Consider the following 17,907-nt stretch of genomic DNA (forward strand, 5'->3'; position numbering starts at 1 on the left):
CACAGCACAAAATCAGGAGTGACCTGTGGATAAGTTGAAAGGCGCCTTGCTGGTAGGCGCTCTGCGGCTGTTTGCCCTGCTTCCGTGGCGGGCCGTGCAGGCCGTCGGCTCGGCGATTGGCTGGGTCATGTGGAAAACCCCGAACCGTTCCCGCGACGTGGTGCGGATCAACCTGTCCAAGTGCTTTCCGGACATGGACCCCGCCGAGCGCGAACGTTTAGTCGGACAGAGCCTTAAGGACATCGGCAAGTCCCTGACCGAAAGCGCCTGCGCCTGGATCTGGCCGGCCCAGCGCTCCATCGACCTGGTGCGCGAGGTTGAAGGCCTCGACATCTTGAAGGACGCCCTCGCCTCCGGCAAAGGCGTGGTCGGTATCACCAGCCACCTGGGCAACTGGGAAGTGCTGAACCACTTCTATTGCAGCCAGTGCAAACCGATCATTTTCTACCGCCCGCCGAAGTTGAAAGCGGTGGATGAATTGCTGCAAAAGCAGCGGGTGCAGTTGGGTAACAAAGTCGCCGCTTCCACCAAGGAAGGCATCCTCAGCGTCATCAAGGAAGTGCGCAAAGGTGGTGCAGTGGGCATTCCCGCTGACCCGGAACCGTCCGAATCCGCCGGGATCTTCGTGCCGTTCTTCGCCACCCAGGCGCTGACCAGCAAGTTCGTGCCGAACATGCTGGCCGGCGGCAAAGCGGTCGGCGTGTTCCTGCATGCCCTGCGCCTGCCGGACGGTTCCGGCTACAAAGTGATCCTTGAAGCTGCGCCAGAGGCCATGTACAGCACCGATACCGCGCAGTCCTGCGCGGCCATGAGCCAGGTGGTCGAGCGCTATGTGCGGGCATACCCGAGCCAGTACATGTGGAGCATGAAGCGCTTCAAGAAGCGTCCGCCGGGTGAAGAGCGTTGGTATTGAATCGATTGGCATGATCTGTGGATGACCCTGGACTCGGGGTTATCCACAACCGTTCACTCAAGGGCGCAGAAGATGTCCGAACACCGCAAGTCATTCCGCATCAAGATCAGTCACGAAAGCTTTGGCGATTGCCTGGGGCAGACGCGCAACCTGTCGACCACCGGCGTTTACGTCAAGCATCCGGGGTTGTCGACTTTGCCCAAAGGCGCGGTGGTTTACGGTCAGGTGCAGGGCTTACCCACAGGCGCGCCGCGGGTGCGTATGGAAGTAGTGCAGGTGGATGCCGAGGGAATCGGTTTGCGTTATCTCTGATCAGTACGCCTGACGCTCGAGCTTCTTCAGGAACACCGTCATTTCCTTTTCGGCCTGCTTGTCGCCATGGGCGCGAGCGGCTTCCAGACCTTGCTCCCAGGCTTGGCGCGCGGCCGTAAAGTCCGCCAGCGCCAGATGGGCCTTGCCCAGTAGTTTCCATGCCGCCGAATACTTCGGATCGAATTCGACGCAGCGTTGGAAATGCTCCGCAGCCTTGGCGTTTTCCCCCAGATCCAGATAGCCCTTGCCCAGGCCGAAGCGCAGCAATGAGTTATCCACACCCTTGGCGAGCATTTTTTCCAGGGATTCGATCATCAGTGGATTCCTTTTTGAGGTGTGTCAGGAAAATATCCGGTATCTGGAAGTCCGCTATCGCGAGCAAGCTCGCTCCCACAGTTGATCTTCAGAAACACAAATGCTGTGTACGACCGAGAACCCTGTGGGAGCGAGCTTGCTCGCGATGAGGCCAGTCTGATCGCCGAAAAATCCGGATCAGAAGAAGCTCAACCCCACATGAAACAGCTTCTCCACATCGCGAATATGCTTTTTATCCACAAGGAACAGAATCACATGGTCGCCCGCTTCGATCACGGTGTTGTCGTGGGCGATGATCACTTCTTCGTCGCGGATAATCGCACCGATGGTGGTGCCTGGCGGCAGGCCGATGTTCTCGATGGCCTTGCCGATCACCTTGCTCGATTTCGCATCGCCATGGGCAATTGCCTCGATGGCCTCCGCCGCACCCCGGCGCAGTGAGTGCACGCTGACGATGTCGCCTCGGCGCACGTGGGCCAGCAAGGTGCCGATGGTCGCCAGTTGCGGGCTGATGGCGATGTCGATGTCGCCGCCCTGGATCAGATCGACATAGGCCGGGTTGTTGATGATGGTCATCACCTTCTTCGCGCCCAGTCGCTTGGCCAGCAACGATGACATGATGTTGGCTTCGTCGTCGTTGGTCAGCGCCAGGAACAGGTCGGCGTCGGCGATGTTCTCTTCCATCAGCAGGTCGCGGTCTGAAGCACTGCCCTGCAACACTACCGTGCTGTCCAGTGTGTCGGAGAGATGACGGCAGCGCGCCGGGTTCATCTCGATGATTTTCACCTGATAACGGCTTTCGATGGCCTCGGCCAGACGCTCGCCAATCTGCCCGCCACCGGCGATGACGATGCGTTTATAGGTTTCGTCGAGACGGCGCATTTCGCTCATCACCGCGCGAATATTCGCCTTGGCGGCGATGAAAAACACCTCGTCGTCGGCCTCGATCACCGTGTCGCCCTGGGGCAGGATCGGCCGGTCACGACGGAAAATCGCCGCGACGCGGGTTTCCACGTTCGGCATGTGTTCACGCAACTGCCGCAGTTGCTGGCCCACCAGCGGCCCGCCGTAGTACGCCCGTACCGCCACCAGTTGCGCCTTGCCTTCGGCGAAGTCGATCACCTGCAAGGCGCCGGGGTGCTGGATCAGGCGCTTTATATAGTTGGTGACCACTTGTTCCGGGCTGATCAGAACGTCCACCGGAATCGCTTCGTTCTGGAACAGCTGCTCTTCGCGGGTCAGGTACGCGGCTTCGCGAACCCGGGCGATCTTGGTCGGGGTGTGGAACAGGGTATGGGCGACCTGGCAGGCGACCATGTTGGTTTCGTCGCTGTTGGTCACCGCGACCAGCATGTCGGCGTCATCCGCTCCGGCTTGGCGCAACACGGTCGGGAATGAGCCACGACCTTGTACCGTGCGGATGTCCAGGCGGTCACCAAGGTCGCGCAGGCGCTCGCCATCGGTGTCGACCACAGTAATGTCGTTGGCTTCACTGGCCAGGTGTTCGGCCAGCGAACCGCCGACCTGCCCTGCACCAAGGATGATGATTTTCATCCAGTCACTCCATTGAATCCATTTAACCGCGAGCGGCGGCGATCTTGATCAGCTTGGCGTAGTAGAAACCATCGTGGCCACCTTCCTGGGCCAGCAACTGGCGACCATGGGGCTGCTTGATGCCGGCCGCCGTGGCGAGGTCCAGTTCCCGGGCACCCGGCGTTCGGGCGAGGAAGGCTTCGATGACTTCGGTGTTTTCGGTCGGCAGCGTGGAACAGGTGGCGTACAGCAGGATGCCCCCGACTTCCAGGGTTTTCCACATGGCATCGAGCAACTCGCCCTGCAGCAGCGCCAGCGCGGCGATGTCGTCGGGTTGGCGGGTCAGCTTGATGTCCGGGTGACGACGAATCACGCCGGTGGCCGAGCATGGCGCGTCCAGCAGGATGCGCTGGAACGGCTTGCCGTCCCACCACGCCTGAGTGTCGCGACCGTCGGCGGCAATCAGTTCGGCGCTCAGTTTCAGGCGTTCGAGGTTTTCCCGCACTCGTACCAGTCGCTTGGCTTCAAGGTCTACGGCCACGACGCCGGCCAGTTTTGGCTCGGCTTCGAGGATGTGGCAGGTCTTGCCGCCCGGTGCGCAGCAGGCGTCCAGCACCCGTTGGCCTGGCGCGAGGTCGAGCAGATCGGCAGCCAGTTGCGCGGCCTCGTCCTGCACGCTGATCCAGCCCTCGGCGAAGCCTGGCAGGCCGCGCACGTCGGTGGCGGCTTCGAGCACGATGCCATCGCGGCTATAAATGCATGGCGTCGCGGCGATACCGGCGTCGGTCAACAATCCGAGATAGGCATCACGGCTGTGATGACGACGGTTGACCCGCAGAATCATCGGCGGATGCGCATTGTTGGCGGCGCAAATGGCTTCCCATTGCTCGGGCCAGAACGCCTTCAGGGATTTCTGCAACCAGCGCGGGTGGGCGGTGCGCACCACCGGATCACGTTCCAGCTCGGCGAAAATCGTTTCGCTTTCGCGCTGAGCATTGCGTAGCACAGCGTTGAGCAATGCCTTGGCCCAAGGCTTTTTCAGCTTGTCGGCGCAACCGACGGTTTCGCCGATGGCGGCGTGGGCCGGGACGCGGGTGTAGAGCAATTGATAGAGACCGACCAACAGCAACGCTTCGACATCGGCGTCGGCTGCCTTGAACGGCTTCTGCAACAGTTTGGCCGCCAGCGCGGACAAGCGTGGCTGCCAGCGTGCGGTGCCGAATGCCAGGTCCTGGGTGAAGCCGCGATCACGGTCGTCGACCTTGTCCATTTGTGTTGGCAGCGAACTGTTGAGCGAGGCTTTGCCGCTCAGGACTGCGGCGAGTGCCTTGGCGGCGGCCAAACGCGGATTCATTGAGCGTCCGCCGCTTGACCGAGGATCGTTCCGGTGGCGAATTTCTCACGGCGGCTGTTGAACAGGTCACTGAAGTTCAGCGCCTTGCCGCCGGGCAATTGCAGACGGGTCAGGCACAAGGCCTGCTCGCCGCAGGCGACGATCAGACCGTCCTTGCTGGCGCTAAGGATTTCACCCGGGGCGCCTTTGCCTTCAGCCAGATTTGCGGCCAGCACTTTCAGGGCTTCGCCGTTCAAGGTGCTGTGGGTGATCGGCCACGGGTTGAAGGCACGCACCAGACGCTCCAGCTCAACCGCCGGGCGACTCCAGTCGATGCGTGCTTCGTCCTTGTTCAATTTATGCGCATAGGTGGCCAGGCTGTCGTCCTGCACTTCGCCCTCCAGTGTTGCGGCGGCGAGGCCGGCAATCGCCTGGACCACGGCCGGCGGGCCCATTTCGGCCAGACGATCATGCAGGCTGCCACCGGTGTCTTCGGCGCTGATCGGCGTGGCGACCTTGAGCAGCATCGGCCCGGTATCGAGGCCGGCTTCCATGCGCATTACGGTCACGCCGCTTTCGGCGTCCCCCGCTTCCACGGCGCGCTGGATCGGCGCCGCACCACGCCAGCGCGGCAGCAGCGAGGCGTGACTGTTGATGCAACCCAGGCGCGGAATATCCAGCACCACTTGCGGCAGGATCAGGCCGTAGGCGACCACCACCATCAAGTCCGGCTTGAGCGCGGCCAGTTCCGCCTGGGCATCTTCGTTGCGCAGGGTCGGCGGTTGCAGCACCGGGATATTGTTCTCCAGCGCCAGTTGCTTGACCGGGCTTGGCATCAGTTTTTGCCCGCGACCGGCCGGACGATCCGGTTGGGTGTAGACCGCGACGATCTCGTAAGGGCTGTCGAGCAGGGCCTTGAGGTGTTCGGCGGCGAATTCGGGGGTGCCGGCAAAGACGATGCGCAGTGGCTCAGTCATGGGTGTTCTCTATTGCAAAGCATCTTGAAAAGAAAAAGGCTTGCCGCGGCAAGCCTTTGAAGGAGGGCATCAAGCGTTTTGGCGATGCTGTTTTTCCAGCTTCTTCTTGATGCGGTCGCGTTTGAGCGTCGACAGGTAATCAACGAACAATTTGCCGTTGAGGTGGTCGCATTCATGCTGGATGCACACCGCGAGCAGGCCTTCGGCGATCAGTTCGTAGGGTTGGCCATCGCGGTCCAGCGCCTTGACCTTGACCCTTTGCGGGCGATCGACGTTTTCGTAGAAGCCCGGTACCGAAAGGCAGCCTTCCTGGTATTGCTCCATCTCGTCGGTCAGGGGTTCGAATTCGGGGTTGATGAACACTCGCGGTTCGCTGCGGTCTTCGGAGAGGTCCATCACGACGATACGTTTGTGCACGTTGACCTGGGTAGCGGCGAGGCCGATGCCAGGCGCTTCATACATTGTTTCAAACATGTCGTCGACCAACTGACGCACTTCGTCGTCCACTACGGCCACTGGTTTGGCGATAGTGCGCAGACGCGGATCAGGGAATTCGAGGATGTTTAAAATGGCCATAAGCTTGATTAGTGCACGTGTGAAGTAAGGTCGGGTCGATGGCCTGGCGGTCCGAAGATGCAGGCTACCGTTGTAAAACGTAGCTCCCTTTTGTTGACAAGCAAGTCTTGATAAGCAAGCAGGGAGCGAGCCTCTGATGGCTCTGGCGTTTCACGCGAACGCACATAATAAAGGGATTCACCGCATGAGGAAATCACTACTCGCCCTGCTGCTACTGGCCTCGGCCGGTCTGGCCTACGGGCAAGTGCAACTTCGGGAAGATATTCCCACCATAAAGCTGTCGCCTCAGGTGCGTAGCAGCCCGGTAACCGAGGCTATCCCCGGCATTGCGCTGAAATCGATCAACAGCTTTTTGCTGAGCAACCGCATCGTCGACAAGGCCGAGGATTTCGACAAGGCGCCCTACATCGTCGCAGGCGATGCCGAGCGCGTGCTCAGTGGCGCGGGTGACCGCATTTTTGCCCGCGGCCATTTCGATCCGGCGCAACCGGCGTACGGCATTTTCCGCCAAGGCAAGGTCTACACCGATCCGCAGAGCAAGGAAATCCTGGGGATCAACGCCGATGACATCGGCGGCGGCGAGGTCGTGGCCATCGAAGGTGAGGTCGCCACCCTGGAGTTGCAACGCACAACCCAGGAGGTCCGCCTCGGCGATCGCTTGTTCGGCGGTGAGGAGCGCGCGATCAACTCGACCTTTACGCCCAGCACACCGAGCCACGAAATCAACGGTTTGATCATCGATGTGCCGCGTGGGGTCACGCAGATCGGCGAGTTGGACGTGGTAACACTGAACAAGGGGCAGCGCGACGGCCTGGCCGAAGGCAATCTGCTGGCGGTGATGAAGACCGGCGAAACCGTGCGCGACCGGATAACCGGTCAGCCGTTGAAAATTCCCGATGAGCGCGCTGGTCTGCTGATGGTTTTCCGTACCTACGACAAGCTCAGCTATGGGCTGGTGCTCAGCGCTTCGCGCTCGCTGTCGGTGATGGACAAGGTGCGAAATCCGTAAGAGTGCTTCACAAGTTACCAACAGAGTTATCCACAGCTTATTCCCGTTTGTACGGGTGCTTATTACGATCAAGGATGATCCATGTCGCTGCCTACTGTTACACCGGTTTCCCCCGCGGAACTGGAAGCTCGATTACGTCTGCACCGCTTGCCGGAACTCGGTCCGGCACGTTTCAAGAAGCTGCTTGAAGCCTTTGGCTCGGCGTCAAAAGCGATCAGCGCACCGGCCAGTGCCTGGCGCGCGCTGGGTTTGCCACTGGCCTGTTCCGAGGCCAGGCGTAGCACCGAGATCCGTGACGGCGCCAGTCATGCATTGGCCTGGCTGGAGCATCCGGCCCAGCATTTACTGATGTGGGACCAACCGGACTATCCGGCACTGCTGGCACAAATCAGCGATGCACCGCCGCTGTTATTTGTCGCGGGCGATCCGGGCATTCTGGAAAAACCACAACTGGCGATGGTCGGCAGCCGTCGCGCGTCCCGGCCAGGAATGGACACCGCTGCCGCGTTTTCCCGCAGCCTGGCCGGTGCCGGTTTTGTCATTACCAGCGGCCTGGCCCTGGGCATTGACGCCGCCGCGCACCAGGCCGCGCTCGACGTCGGTGGGCAAACAGTTGGTGTGCTCGGCACGGGGCTCGAGAAGTTTTATCCACAGCGAAACAGACGCCTGGCGGACGCCATGATCGCGTCGGGCAGCGCAGTGCTTTCGGAGTTTCCACTGGATGCAGGCCCCAGCGCCGGCAACTTCCCCCGGCGCAACCGGATCATCAGTGGTTTGTCTCTCGGGGTGCTGGTGGTCGAAGCCAGTGTCGCCAGCGGTTCTCTGATCACCGCGAGGCTGGCGGCGGAACAGGGGCGCGAGGTGTTTGCGATGCCTGGATCGATCCATCACCCCGGTGCCCGCGGCTGTCATCAGTTGATTCGGGACGGTGCGGTGCTGGTGGAAACTATCGAACATATCCTCGAAGCCTTGCGCGGCTGGCAACGACTGTCGTTATCCACAGAAACCTGCATCCCTGCAACGACTCACCCACTGCTGAAGCTGCTGCATGCCGCGCCTCACACCAGTGAAGCGCTGGCCGACGCAAGCGGCTGGGCCCTGCCGAAAGTGCTGGCGGCGCTGACGGAACTGGAAATGGATGGCCGCGCCGTGTGCGAAAGCGGGCGCTGGTTTGCGCGGGTGAGCTAGGTTTTATAAACAAGATCGGTAAACTGCGCAGAGCCTAATTCTGGAGTGTTTTTCATGGTCAACAGTTGGCGTGTGCAACAAGCCGCGCAAGCAATTCGCGCCGGGGCGGTGATTGCCTACCCAACCGAAGCAGTCTGGGGCCTGGGTTGCGACCCCTGGGATGAGGAAGCGGTGGAACGTCTGCTGCTGATCAAGGGCCGGTCTGTGGACAAGGGGCTGATTCTGGTCGCCGACAACATCCGTCAGTTCGATTTCCTTTTCGAAGACTTCCCCGAATTGTGGATGGACCGCATGGCCAGCACCTGGCCGGGTCCGAACACCTGGCTGGTGCCGCACCAGAACCTGTTGCCGGAGTGGATTACCGGCGTGCATGAAACCGTGGCGCTGCGGGTCAGCGATCACCCTCAGGTGCGGGATTTGTGCGCGCTGGTCGGGCCGCTGGTGTCGACGTCGGCCAACCCGCAGGGACGTCCGGCGGCGCGTACGAGGATTCGCGTCGAGCAGTATTTCCGTGGCCAGGTGGATCTGGTGCTGGGTGGCAATTTGGGCGGGCGCAAGAACCCGAGCGTGATTCGTGATCTGGCGACCGGCAGGGTTGTGCGTCCGGACTAAAGCTGGATGGACATGTGGCGAGGGAGCTTGCTCCCGTTCGGGTGCGCAGCGCCCGCAAAAACTGCAGGCGCGTTATAACTGAAACTACACAGTTGCCGAATGCAGGGCTGCTGCGCAGCCCAACGGGAGCAAGCTCCCTCGCCACAGAGGGTTATGGCAGCAGAACAACCGAACCCGTCGTGCGCCGCGCCGACAACTCGGTCTGCGCCTTCGCCGCGTCAGCCAGTGGATAACGCTGGCTGATGTCCACGGTCAGCTTGCCGCCGATGATCATCTCGAACAACTCGTCGGCCATGCGTTGCAGGTTCTCGGCGTTGTTCGCATAAGTGCCCAGGGTTGGCCGGGTTACGTACAGCGAGCCTTTCCCTGCCAGGATCCCCAGGTTCACACCGTCGACCGCGCCGGACGCATTGCCGAAACTCACCACCAGCCCGCGTGGCGCGACGCTATCGAGTGAAGTCAGCCAGGTGTCCTTGCCAACACCGTCGTACACCACCGGGACTTTTTTGCCGTCGGTCAATTCCAGCACGCGTTGCGCGACATTTTCATGGCTGTAGTCGATGGTCGCCCAGGCGCCGTTGGCCTTGGCCAGCGCGGCCTTCTCCGCCGAGCTGACGGTGCCGATCAACTTGACGCCCAAGGCTCTGGCCCATTGGCAGGCCAGGGAACCGACCCCGCCGGCCGCGGCATGGAACAGGATGGTTTCGCCACCCTTGAGTTCATAAGTCTGACGCAGCAGGTACTGCACGGTCAGGCCCTTGAGCATCACGCCGGCGGCCTGTTCGAAGCTGATGGCGTCCGGCAGTTTCACCAGATTAGCCTCGGGCAAGACGTGAAGATCGCTGTAGGCGCCCAGAGGGCCGCTGCCATAGGCGACGCGATCGCCGATCTTGAAGCGGCTCACTTCGCTGCCCACCGCCTCGACCACGCCTGCACCTTCCGAGCCGACACCCGACGGTAGGGACGGTGGTGGGTACAGGCCACTGCGGTAATAGGTGTCGATGAAGTTCAGGCCGATGGCCTTGTTGGTCACGCGCACTTCCTTCGGACCTGGCTCGGCGGGCTGGTAATCCACATATTCGAGCACTTCGGGGCCACCATGGGCGCGGAACTGGATACGCTTTGCCATCAGAACTCTCCATAGGTCGTTTTACCAAGCTCCCTATCGGACTCCTAAGCTTGATCTTCGTCAACTGCGGCGGGGTGACTTGCGATGGTATGCTACGCGCCCATTTGCGCAGGCTGAGCTCCAATGGAGCGCCGCGTTGTTTTGCCCGATTCAAGGTGATGACATGACGACCCGCACCGAGGCCGTAAAAGCCTACCTGCTCGACCTGCAAGACCGTATTTGCGCCGCTCTGGAGGCCGAAGACGGTGGCACGCAATTCGTCGAAGACGCCTGGACCAGGCCGGCGGGCGGTGGCGGTCGCACCCGCGTGATAGAAAACGGCGCGGTGATTGAAAAGGGCGGCGTCAACTTTTCCCATGTCTTCGGCAGCGGTCTCCCACCGTCTGCCAGCGCTCATCGACCGGAACTGGCCGGCCGTGGCTTCGAAGCCCTCGGCGTTTCGCTGGTGATTCACCCGCACAACCCGCACGTGCCGACTTCCCACGCCAACGTGCGCTTTTTCATCGCGGAAAAAGAAGGTGAAGAACCGGTCTGGTGGTTTGGCGGCGGCTTCGACCTGACCCCGTATTACGGCAACGAAGAAGACTGCATCCACTGGCACCGTGTCGCCGAGCAGGCCTGTGCGCGGTTCGGCCCGGACGTCTACCCGCGTTACAAGGCCTGGTGCGACAGCTACTTCCACATCAAGCATCGTCACGAGCCGCGTGGCATCGGCGGGTTGTTTTTCGACGACCTGAACGAGTGGGATTTCGACACCAGCTTCGCCTTCATGCGCGCCATCGGTGATGCGTACATCGACGCCTATCTGCCCATCGTGCAGCGCCGCAAGAACGATGCGTTCACCGAAAAACAGCGGGAATTCCAGGAGTTCCGCCGTGGGCGCTATGTCGAGTTCAACCTGGTTTATGACCGTGGCACGCTGTTCGGCCTGCAATCGGGCGGACGTACCGAGTCGATCCTGATGTCGCTGCCGCCGCAAGTGCGCTGGGCCTACGACTGGAAGGCCGAGCCCGGCAGCGAAGAAGCGCGCCTGACCGAGTACTTCCTGCAAGACCGCGATTGGTTGGCCGAAGCCTGAACGAGGAATCCTGATGGACCGTTATGTCGTATTCGGTAACCCGATTGGCCACAGCAAGTCGCCGTTGATCCATCGCTTGTTCGCCGAGCAGACCGCGCAGAAGCTGGACTACAACACGCTACTGGCGCCACTGGACGACTTTTCCACCTGTGCCCGGACGTTTTTCCTCGAAGGGCGTGGCGCCAATGTGACGGTGCCGTTCAAGGAGGAAGCCTATCGGCTGGCGAACAGCCTGACGGCACGGGCGCAGCGGGCGGGCGCGGTGAACACCCTGAGCAAACTGGCCGATGGCAGTTTGCTGGGCGACAACACCGACGGTGCCGGGCTGGTGCGCGACCTGACGGTCAATGCCGGGTTCAGCCTCAAAGGCAAACGCATCCTGCTGCTCGGTGCTGGCGGCGCGGTGCGCGGTGCTTTGGAGCCGTTGCTGGCCGAGCAGCCGGCATCGGTGATCATCGCCAATCGCACGGTGGAAAAGGCCGAGTTGCTGGCGGAACTGTTCTGCGATCTGGGGCCGGTCTCGGCCAGTGGCTACGACTGGTTACGGGAGTCGGTGGACCTGATCATCAACGCGACGTCGGCGAGCCTGACCGGCGATGTGCCACCGATTGCTGCCAGCCTGATCGAGCCTGGCAAAACGGTGTGCTACGACATGATGTACGGCAAGGAGCCGACCTCGTTCTGCCGCTGGGCCAGCGAAAACGGCGCGGCAGTGGTGATGGATGGCTTGGGGATGCTGGCCGAGCAGGCAGCCGAGGCCTTCTTTCTGTGGCGCGGTGTACGCCCGGATACAGCGCCGGTATTGGCTGAGCTTCGCCGGCAACTGGCCCTTTAAAGTCAAAAGATCGCAGCCTTCGGCAGCTCCTACTGGTGATCACACAACCCGTAGGAGCTGCCGAAGGCAGCGATCTCTTTAATCTTCAAACCGGATCGGGCACTTCTGTGCCCCTTCCAGCTTCCTCAACTCTTCCACCACCTGCGGCCGGGCTCGGCGCAAGGTCAGGCTGCGGTCCTGGCGAAGCAGGCGCCGCGCTTCCTGGTGCAGCATTTCCACTCCTGAATAGTCGATGAAGTTGATCTGCTGCGCCTCGATCACCACGCGCGCGCCGTGCATGCGTTGCAGGCGCACTTGCAGGTAATGGCTGGCGCCGAAAAAGATCGAGCCGCCCACCCGCAGAATGTCTTCCTCGCCATCCCGCACATGCTGCACCCGTGGTTGCGATGTGCGCTTGAGGTAGAAAAAAAGCGAGGCCAGCACACCGGCGTAGATTGCCGTCTGCAATTCCAGCAGCAGGGTGGCGACGCAGGTCAGCGCCATGACCACGAATTCGGCGCGGCTGACCCGCAACAACGCGCGAATGCCGCGATGGTCCACCAGCCCCCAGGCGATCAACAGAATGCTGCCGGCCATGGCCGGAATCGGGATGTGCGCGATCAGGCTCGCGCCGAAGATCGCAAACAGCGCCACCCACAATGCCGAAAAAATCCCGGCCAGTGGCGAACAGGCCCCCGCTTCATAGCTCAGGCCTGAGCGAGTGAAGGAGCCGGCTGACAGTGATCCGGAAAAAAACGCACCGACGATGTTCGACAGGCCTTGGGCACGAACTTCCTGGTTCGCGTCGAGTAATTGCTGCGAACGTGCGGAGATCGAGCGGGCAATCGACAGGCTGGTGACCAACCCGAGCATTCCTACCGCTACCGCGCTGGGCAGCAGGCGCAGGATCAGATCAAGGTCCAGCGGCAATGGACTGAAGGGCGGCAGTTTGCCGGTAAAGGCGCTGACCAGTTGCACATGGCCGAACATTGATGGCCAGAGCCAAACCAGCAAGCCGCCGAGAACCAGGGTGATCAAGAGCGTCGGCCAGCGTGGCAGCAGCAGCTTGAGGATCACGCCCACCACCACCGTCGCCAGCCCCAGTGCCAGTGAAGGCTTGTCCATTTCGCCGAGATGGCGCAACAAGGTGATGAAGCTATCCAGCGCGGTAGCCTGACTGGGCAAGTCCAGTCCCAGCAGGTTAGGCAATTGACCGATGGCAATCACCACGGCGGCACCCAGGGTGAAGCCGAGCACCACCGAATGCGAGACGAAATTCACCAGTGCGCCAAAGCGCAGCAATCCCAGCATCCACTGAAAGAGGCCGGCAAGAAACGTCAGCAACAGGATCAACATGACGTAGTCCTGCGACGCAGGAACGGCCAGAGGACTGACGCTGGCGTACAAGACAATGGAGATGGCCGCCGTAGGACCGCAGATCAAATGCCACGACGAGCCCCACAGGCAAGCGATCAACACCGGGATGATTGCGGCGTACAGGCCGTATTCCGGCGGCAGGCCGGCAATCAGTGCGTAGGCAATGGATTGCGGCAACGCGAGAATCGCGCCGCTGAGGCCAACGATCAGGTCGCGACCGACACTGGCGCGGGTTTGCCGGGGCAGCCAGGTGAGGAAGGGGAAGAGTGAATGGCGGCTTGGCAGGGCCATGGGGCCTCTCGGTTGGGGATTTTGCGCAAGGGTAGCAGGACAACGCGATCATTGTGGCGAGGGAGCTTGCTCCCGCTGGACCGCGTAGCGGTCCCAAAAGGGCAATCACGATGTGTCTGACTCATCGAGGTAACCGGATTGCGTCTGCTGCGCAGCCGAGCGGGAGCAAGCTCCCTCGCCACAGGTAATCATCAGAGTTTCGCTTTGACCGCTGGCAGCGCATCCTTGCCGTCCACGGTCTTCACTCCATCGAGCCATTTATCCAACACCGCCGGGTTGGCCTTGATCCACGCCTTGGCTGCGTCGGCATTGCTGACTTTCTTGTTCACCACCTCGGCCATGATGCTGTTCTCCATGTCCTGGGTGAAGCTCAGGTTGCTCAGCAGTTTGCCAACGTTCGGGCAGGCCTGTGCATAACCTTTGCGGGTCAGGGTATGTACGCTGCCGGTGTCACCGAAGTATTTCTCGCCACCCTTCAGATAGTGCATTTTCAGCTGCACGTTCATCGGGTGCGGCGTCCAGCCGAGGAAGGTCACGAATTTCTGCTTTTTCACCGCGCGGGACACTTCCGCCAGCATCGCCTGCTCGCTGGACTCGACCAGTTTCCACTGGCCCATGTCGAAATCGTTTTTCTTGATGATCTCTTGCAGGGAGATGTTCGCTGGAGCACCGGAGCCGATGCCGTAGATCTTGTGGTCGAACTTGTCGGCGTATTTGTTCAGGTCGGCAAAGTTATGCACACCCGCGTCCCACACGTAGTCCGGAACAGCGAGGGTGAATTCGGTGCCGTCGAGGTTCTTCGCCAATTGCGTGACATCGCCGTTGGCGACGAACTTGTCATAGAAGCCCTGCTGCGCCGGCATCCAGTTACCCAGGAATACATCGACCTGGCCATCCTTCAGCCCGCCAAAGGTGATCGGCACCGCGAGGGTGTCGACCTTGGCCTTGTAGCCCATACCGTCCAGCAGAAACCCGGTGATGGCATTGGTCGCGGCGATATCGCTCCAGCCCGGGTCGGCCATTTTCACGGTCTCGCAACTCTGATCGGCAAACGCCGATGCACTGCCCAGAGCCAGGAGCCCGACCGTCAGTACTGTGGATAACCTTTGCATGGACTTCCCCTTAACATTATTGGTTTTGGCAGGGTTGTGGATAACGTGCTTTACGCTCCAGATCGTCGAGGTCGATGTGGTTGCGCATGTACTGCTGACTGGCGTCCACCAGTGGCTGGTGATCCCAGCTCTTCAGCTTGCCGAGGGTCAGCGCCTCGGCCACGAAGCGTCGGCGCCGCTGGCTGGCGAGCACCTGCTGGTGAATCGCCGGAATGTTCCATTTGGCCCGCGCTTCGACGAGAAAATCGTCGAACAACTGGCGATGTTGCGGCAAATGACTGAGTTCTTCCAGTTCGCGAGGGTCATTCTGTACGTCGAAGAGTAGGCAAGGGTCGTCTTCGCTGTAGATGAATTTGTAGGCACCGCGGCGAATCATCATCAACGGGCTGACGGTGCCTTCGGCCATGTATTCGCCAAACACCTCGTCGTGACCGCCCTGCCCTTGCAGGTGCGGGACCAGCGAGCGGCCGTCCAGCGGCAAGCCCGGTTCCAGCGAGCCGCCGGCCAGTTCGACGAAGGTTGGCAACAGGTCCGCCGTGGAAACACTGGCGCTGACCCGGCTGGCACCGAACTGCCCTGGTGCGCTGACTAGCAGCGGCACCCGAGCAGCCATTTCATACCAGTGCATTTTGTACCAGAGGCCGCGCTCGCCGAGCATGTCGCCGTGGTCGCCGGAAAACACAATGATGGTGTCATCAATCAGCCCGGTATCCTCGAGAGTTTGCAGGAGTTTGCCGACGTTGCTGTCGATATAGCTGCACGCGCCGAAATAGGCGCGGCGGGCGTCGCGGATTTTATCCACAGGCAGCGGCTTGTCCCACAGGTCGTAGACCTTGAGCAGACGTTGCGAGTGCGGGTCGAGGTCATGCGGGTCCGGGGTTACAGGCAGCGGAATGTCTGCATCGTCGTACAAATCCCAGAAAGCCTTGGGAATCGTGTACGGATCGTGTGGGTGAGTCATGGAAACGGTCAGGCAGAACGGCTGGTCGCCGTCCTCGCGAATATGGTCGAACAGGTACTGCTGGGCCTTGAACACCACCTCTTCGTCGAAATCCAGTTGATTGGTGCGCACGCACGGGCCGGCTTGCAGTACCGACGACATGTTGTGGTACCAGGTCGGGCGCACGTCCGGCTCATCCCAGTTCACTGCCCAGCCGTAGTCAGCCGGATAGATGTCACTGGTCAGGCGTTCTTCGTAGCCATGCAGCTGGTCTGGCCCGCAGAAATGCATCTTGCCCGACAAGGCGGTGCGGTAGCCGAGGCGGCGCAGGTAGTGGGCGTAGGTCGGTACGTCGGCGGGGAAATCGGCGGCGTTGTCGTAGGCACCGATCCTGCTCGGCAACTGGCCGCTGACGAGGGTAAAACGCGAGGGCGCGCACAATGGGCTGTTGCAATAAGCCGAGTCGAACACCACGCCTTGTGCGGCGAGGCGGCTGAGATTAGGCAGTTTGATGGGCGATGGGCCGTAGAACGGCAACATTGGCGCAGCCATTTGATCGGCCATGATGAAAAGAATGTTCTTGCGCTTCATGTGATCGCGGCATTCCATAGTGGATGTTTATGCGAGAGTGCTGGTTTCGAGAATGAAACCCTCACAGCTTGCGGTAAAGCCCACGCGCGGCAATGACTAGGATAAGCACAGATTATGTATGACGCCCTTGGTGACCTGTCACTGGATCTGCTTCGTGCCTTCGAAGCGGCGGCCCGTCAGCGAAGTTTTACCGCCGCGGCGGTTGAGCTGGGCACCACGCAACCGGCCATCAGCCAGCAGATCAAGCGCCTGGAAGAGCAACTGTCGACACGCCTGTTCGATCGCATTTACCGTGGAATCGAACTGACTGAGGCCGGGCAGATCCTTTTCGAGCAGGTTCAGCTAGGTTTGCAGAATATCGACGCAGGATTGAGCGCGATCAGCGCACAGCAACAGCATGAAGTGCTGCAGGTGGCCACGGATTTTGCCTTCGCCGCCTATTGGTTGATGCCGCGTCTGCACCGCTTTCACGCGGCCAATCCGCAGGTGGATGTCAGCCTGGTCACCAGTGAACGCAGCCATAACATGCTACGTACCGATATCGATGTGGCGGTACTGTTCGGCGATGGCCGCTTCAAGCAGGGTGAAAGCCATTGGCTGTTCAGCGAAGAAGTGTTTCCGGTGTGCAGCCCGCAGTTGTTGAGCGAACGTCCCCTGCCCTTGCCGGCCCACGCATTGCTGGAGTTTCCGTTGCTGCACCTGCGTGGGGAGCACAGCAGTAACTGGTTCGACTGGAGTGGTGTGTTCCGCGAACTGGGCATCACTTCGCCCCCGGCACCCGGGCAGTTGCGCTTCGACAATTACACCTTGCTGATTCAGGCGGCGATTGGTGGCCAAGGCGTTGCCATCGGCTGGCGCCACCTTGTGGATAACTTACTGACGCAGGGGTTGTTGTGTCGACCGATCGGCGAAACGGTGATGTCGAGGCTGGGTTACTACGTGGTGTTGCCCCAGCGCAAACGACGCGGAGCGTTGATCCAGCAGTTTGTGGATTGGTTGATGGCAGAGCAGGCCAGCAGTGCGCAATCACTCAACGGCCTGACACTGCCGTCCATTGCGGTTTAGCTGTCGGTGGCGATGAAGTTGACGTGCTCTCGGATGTGCAGGTTCAAGTGCAATTCATCGGCAATGCCCGCGGCGGTGCGGGCCAGTCGTCCGAGTGGTTCGGCCAGTCCCGGCTCGAGGTTGCCCCCGATTTGGGCAAAATGTTCGATGGTCAGTCCCGGTATGCCGCGCGGTTCGTTAACCATCGTCCACTGCAAAGGGCTGCTCTGCAGTGCTTCGCGGATTTCCTCGGCGGCGTGACGTTCCAAGCTGTCCTCGGTTTCCGGATCGTCCAGCACGTCGAAATCACCCACCAGAAACAATCGGGCGATTTTTGCTGCCTGCATGCCATCGATTAGCGCATCTACTGCCAGCACCTGCTCTACCGGGCCCGGTACGATGGTTTTTTCCACGTGTTCGCTGCTGAACGGTAAACCTGGAGCGTCCAGTAGGCAGATGACCACGGAGCTGCCGGCCACACTCTGCTTGACCCGTTGCGCGTCGAACAGGTCGCCAGTCTTGGTGCGCAGCCCCGGACGGGGTGCCAGCGCATTGAGGTCATCGAGAATTGCGATCACTTCATGCTGGCGCCGCAGCATCTCAGCCATCAGCGCACTGCCCAAGCTACTCATGGCACCATAAAGCACCACTTTCACGACGGGGGTTTCGGCATTTTTCATGGCTGGGCTTCCTGTTTTCCAGCGCCTGTATGATGTTTGACCCGCAGGAACCAGCAAGGGTTCGAACAGTTTTCAGAGGGGTT

18 protein-coding genes are annotated in these 17,907 nt (G+C 60.9%); 8 read left to right on the plus strand and 10 right to left on the minus strand.

The window, feature by feature from the left end; all coding sequences use genetic code 11:
- Window positions 1–25: 25 nt before the first annotated feature.
- Together ACMDB8_RS27965 and ACMDB8_RS27970 are read left to right on the plus strand one after the other, a co-directional pair.
- Window positions 26–913 (plus strand): lysophospholipid acyltransferase, encoded by an 888-nt coding sequence (locus ACMDB8_RS27965; protein WP_008045719.1) that lies wholly within the window; start codon window positions 26–28, stop codon window positions 911–913.
- A gap of 72 nt (window positions 914–985) precedes the next feature.
- Window positions 986–1,225, plus strand: a complete 240-nt coding sequence (locus ACMDB8_RS27970) for a PilZ domain-containing protein (protein ID WP_056726765.1) — start codon at window positions 986–988, stop codon at window positions 1,223–1,225.
- On the opposite strand, the gene ACMDB8_RS27975 is transcribed toward ACMDB8_RS27970, so the two are convergent.
- The 5 genes from ACMDB8_RS27975 to def form a co-directional block, all read right to left on the minus strand.
- Complete coding sequence (locus ACMDB8_RS27975; protein ID WP_177336489.1) at window positions 1,226–1,543, minus strand: tetratricopeptide repeat protein; 318 nt, start codon at window positions 1,541–1,543, stop codon at window positions 1,226–1,228. It lies immediately after the preceding gene.
- A 174-nt stretch (window positions 1,544–1,717) separates the two neighbouring features.
- The gene (trkA, locus tag ACMDB8_RS27980) at window positions 1,718–3,094 is read right to left on the minus strand and encodes a Trk system potassium transporter TrkA (protein WP_056726763.1); all 1,377 of its coding nucleotides are present in this window, start codon (window positions 3,092–3,094) and stop codon (window positions 1,718–1,720) included.
- 22 nt (window positions 3,095–3,116) lie between these two features.
- Complete coding sequence (gene rsmB, locus ACMDB8_RS27985) at window positions 3,117–4,427, minus strand: 16S rRNA (cytosine(967)-C(5))-methyltransferase RsmB (protein ID WP_409078211.1); 1,311 nt, start codon at window positions 4,425–4,427, stop codon at window positions 3,117–3,119.
- Window positions 4,424–5,383, minus strand: coding sequence for a methionyl-tRNA formyltransferase (gene fmt / locus ACMDB8_RS27990; protein ID WP_409078212.1), 960 nt, complete (start codon window positions 5,381–5,383; stop codon window positions 4,424–4,426). The genes rsmB and fmt overlap by 4 nt, the downstream gene beginning before the upstream one ends.
- Before the next feature lie 69 nt (window positions 5,384–5,452).
- Window positions 5,453–5,959, minus strand: coding sequence for a peptide deformylase (gene def, locus ACMDB8_RS27995; protein WP_056726760.1), 507 nt, complete (start codon window positions 5,957–5,959; stop codon window positions 5,453–5,455).
- 184 nt (window positions 5,960–6,143) lie between these two features.
- Between def and ACMDB8_RS28000 the strand changes: the two genes are divergently transcribed.
- The 3 genes from ACMDB8_RS28000 (at window position 6,144) to ACMDB8_RS28010 (ending at window position 8,768) form a co-directional block, all read left to right on the plus strand.
- Window positions 6,144–6,968, plus strand: coding sequence for a hypothetical protein (locus tag ACMDB8_RS28000; protein ID WP_056726759.1), 825 nt, complete (start codon window positions 6,144–6,146; stop codon window positions 6,966–6,968).
- 81 nt (window positions 6,969–7,049) lie between these two features.
- Complete coding sequence (dprA, locus tag ACMDB8_RS28005) at window positions 7,050–8,156, plus strand: DNA-processing protein DprA (protein ID WP_056726758.1); 1,107 nt, start codon at window positions 7,050–7,052, stop codon at window positions 8,154–8,156.
- A 54-nt stretch (window positions 8,157–8,210) separates the two neighbouring features.
- Window positions 8,211–8,768, plus strand: coding sequence for an L-threonylcarbamoyladenylate synthase (locus ACMDB8_RS28010; protein ID WP_056726757.1), 558 nt, complete (start codon window positions 8,211–8,213; stop codon window positions 8,766–8,768).
- 151 nt (window positions 8,769–8,919) lie between these two features.
- Here the strand turns inward: ACMDB8_RS28010 and ACMDB8_RS28015 are convergent, their stop codons facing one another.
- Window positions 8,920–9,897 (minus strand): NADPH:quinone reductase, encoded by a 978-nt coding sequence (locus ACMDB8_RS28015; RefSeq protein ID WP_056726756.1) that lies wholly within the window; start codon window positions 9,895–9,897, stop codon window positions 8,920–8,922.
- Window positions 9,898–10,060: 163 nt separating this feature from the next.
- Here ACMDB8_RS28015 and hemF point away from each other — a divergent pair, with 163 nt between their 5' ends.
- Together hemF and aroE are read left to right on the plus strand one after the other, a co-directional pair.
- A complete protein-coding gene (hemF, locus tag ACMDB8_RS28020; protein ID WP_223542689.1) occupies window positions 10,061–10,975 on the plus strand; it encodes an oxygen-dependent coproporphyrinogen oxidase in 915 nt (304 codons plus the stop codon).
- A 13-nt stretch (window positions 10,976–10,988) separates the two neighbouring features.
- The gene (gene aroE, locus ACMDB8_RS28025) at window positions 10,989–11,810 is read left to right on the plus strand and encodes a shikimate dehydrogenase (protein ID WP_056726755.1); all 822 of its coding nucleotides are present in this window, start codon (window positions 10,989–10,991) and stop codon (window positions 11,808–11,810) included.
- A gap of 78 nt (window positions 11,811–11,888) precedes the next feature.
- On the opposite strand, the gene ACMDB8_RS28030 is transcribed toward aroE, so the two are convergent.
- From ACMDB8_RS28030 to betC, 3 genes are all read right to left on the minus strand, one after another.
- A complete protein-coding gene (locus tag ACMDB8_RS28030) occupies window positions 11,889–13,457 on the minus strand; it encodes a SulP family inorganic anion transporter (protein WP_056726754.1) in 1,569 nt (522 codons plus the stop codon).
- 191 nt (window positions 13,458–13,648) lie between these two features.
- Window positions 13,649–14,569: a choline ABC transporter substrate-binding protein gene (choX, locus tag ACMDB8_RS28035; protein ID WP_056726753.1), complete on the minus strand. Its 921-nt coding sequence runs from the start codon at window positions 14,567–14,569 to the stop codon at window positions 13,649–13,651.
- A 16-nt stretch (window positions 14,570–14,585) separates the two neighbouring features.
- Window positions 14,586–16,100 (minus strand): choline-sulfatase, encoded by a 1,515-nt coding sequence (gene betC / locus ACMDB8_RS28040; protein ID WP_409078213.1) that lies wholly within the window; start codon window positions 16,098–16,100, stop codon window positions 14,586–14,588.
- Between the two features lie 114 nt (window positions 16,101–16,214).
- Here betC and ACMDB8_RS28045 point away from each other — a divergent pair, with 114 nt between their 5' ends.
- Window positions 16,215–17,165, plus strand: coding sequence for a choline sulfate utilization transcriptional regulator (locus tag ACMDB8_RS28045; protein ID WP_056726751.1), 951 nt, complete (start codon window positions 16,215–16,217; stop codon window positions 17,163–17,165).
- Here the strand turns inward: ACMDB8_RS28045 and ACMDB8_RS28050 are convergent.
- Complete coding sequence (locus ACMDB8_RS28050; protein ID WP_056726750.1) at window positions 17,162–17,824, minus strand: NAD(P)-dependent oxidoreductase; 663 nt, start codon at window positions 17,822–17,824, stop codon at window positions 17,162–17,164. The genes ACMDB8_RS28045 and ACMDB8_RS28050 overlap by 4 nt on opposite strands.
- Window positions 17,825–17,907 lie beyond the last annotated feature (83 nt).

Source organism: Pseudomonas monachiensis (assembly GCF_047345015.1).
In the GTDB taxonomy this organism is placed as follows: domain Bacteria; phylum Pseudomonadota; class Gammaproteobacteria; order Pseudomonadales; family Pseudomonadaceae; genus Aquipseudomonas; species Aquipseudomonas monachiensis.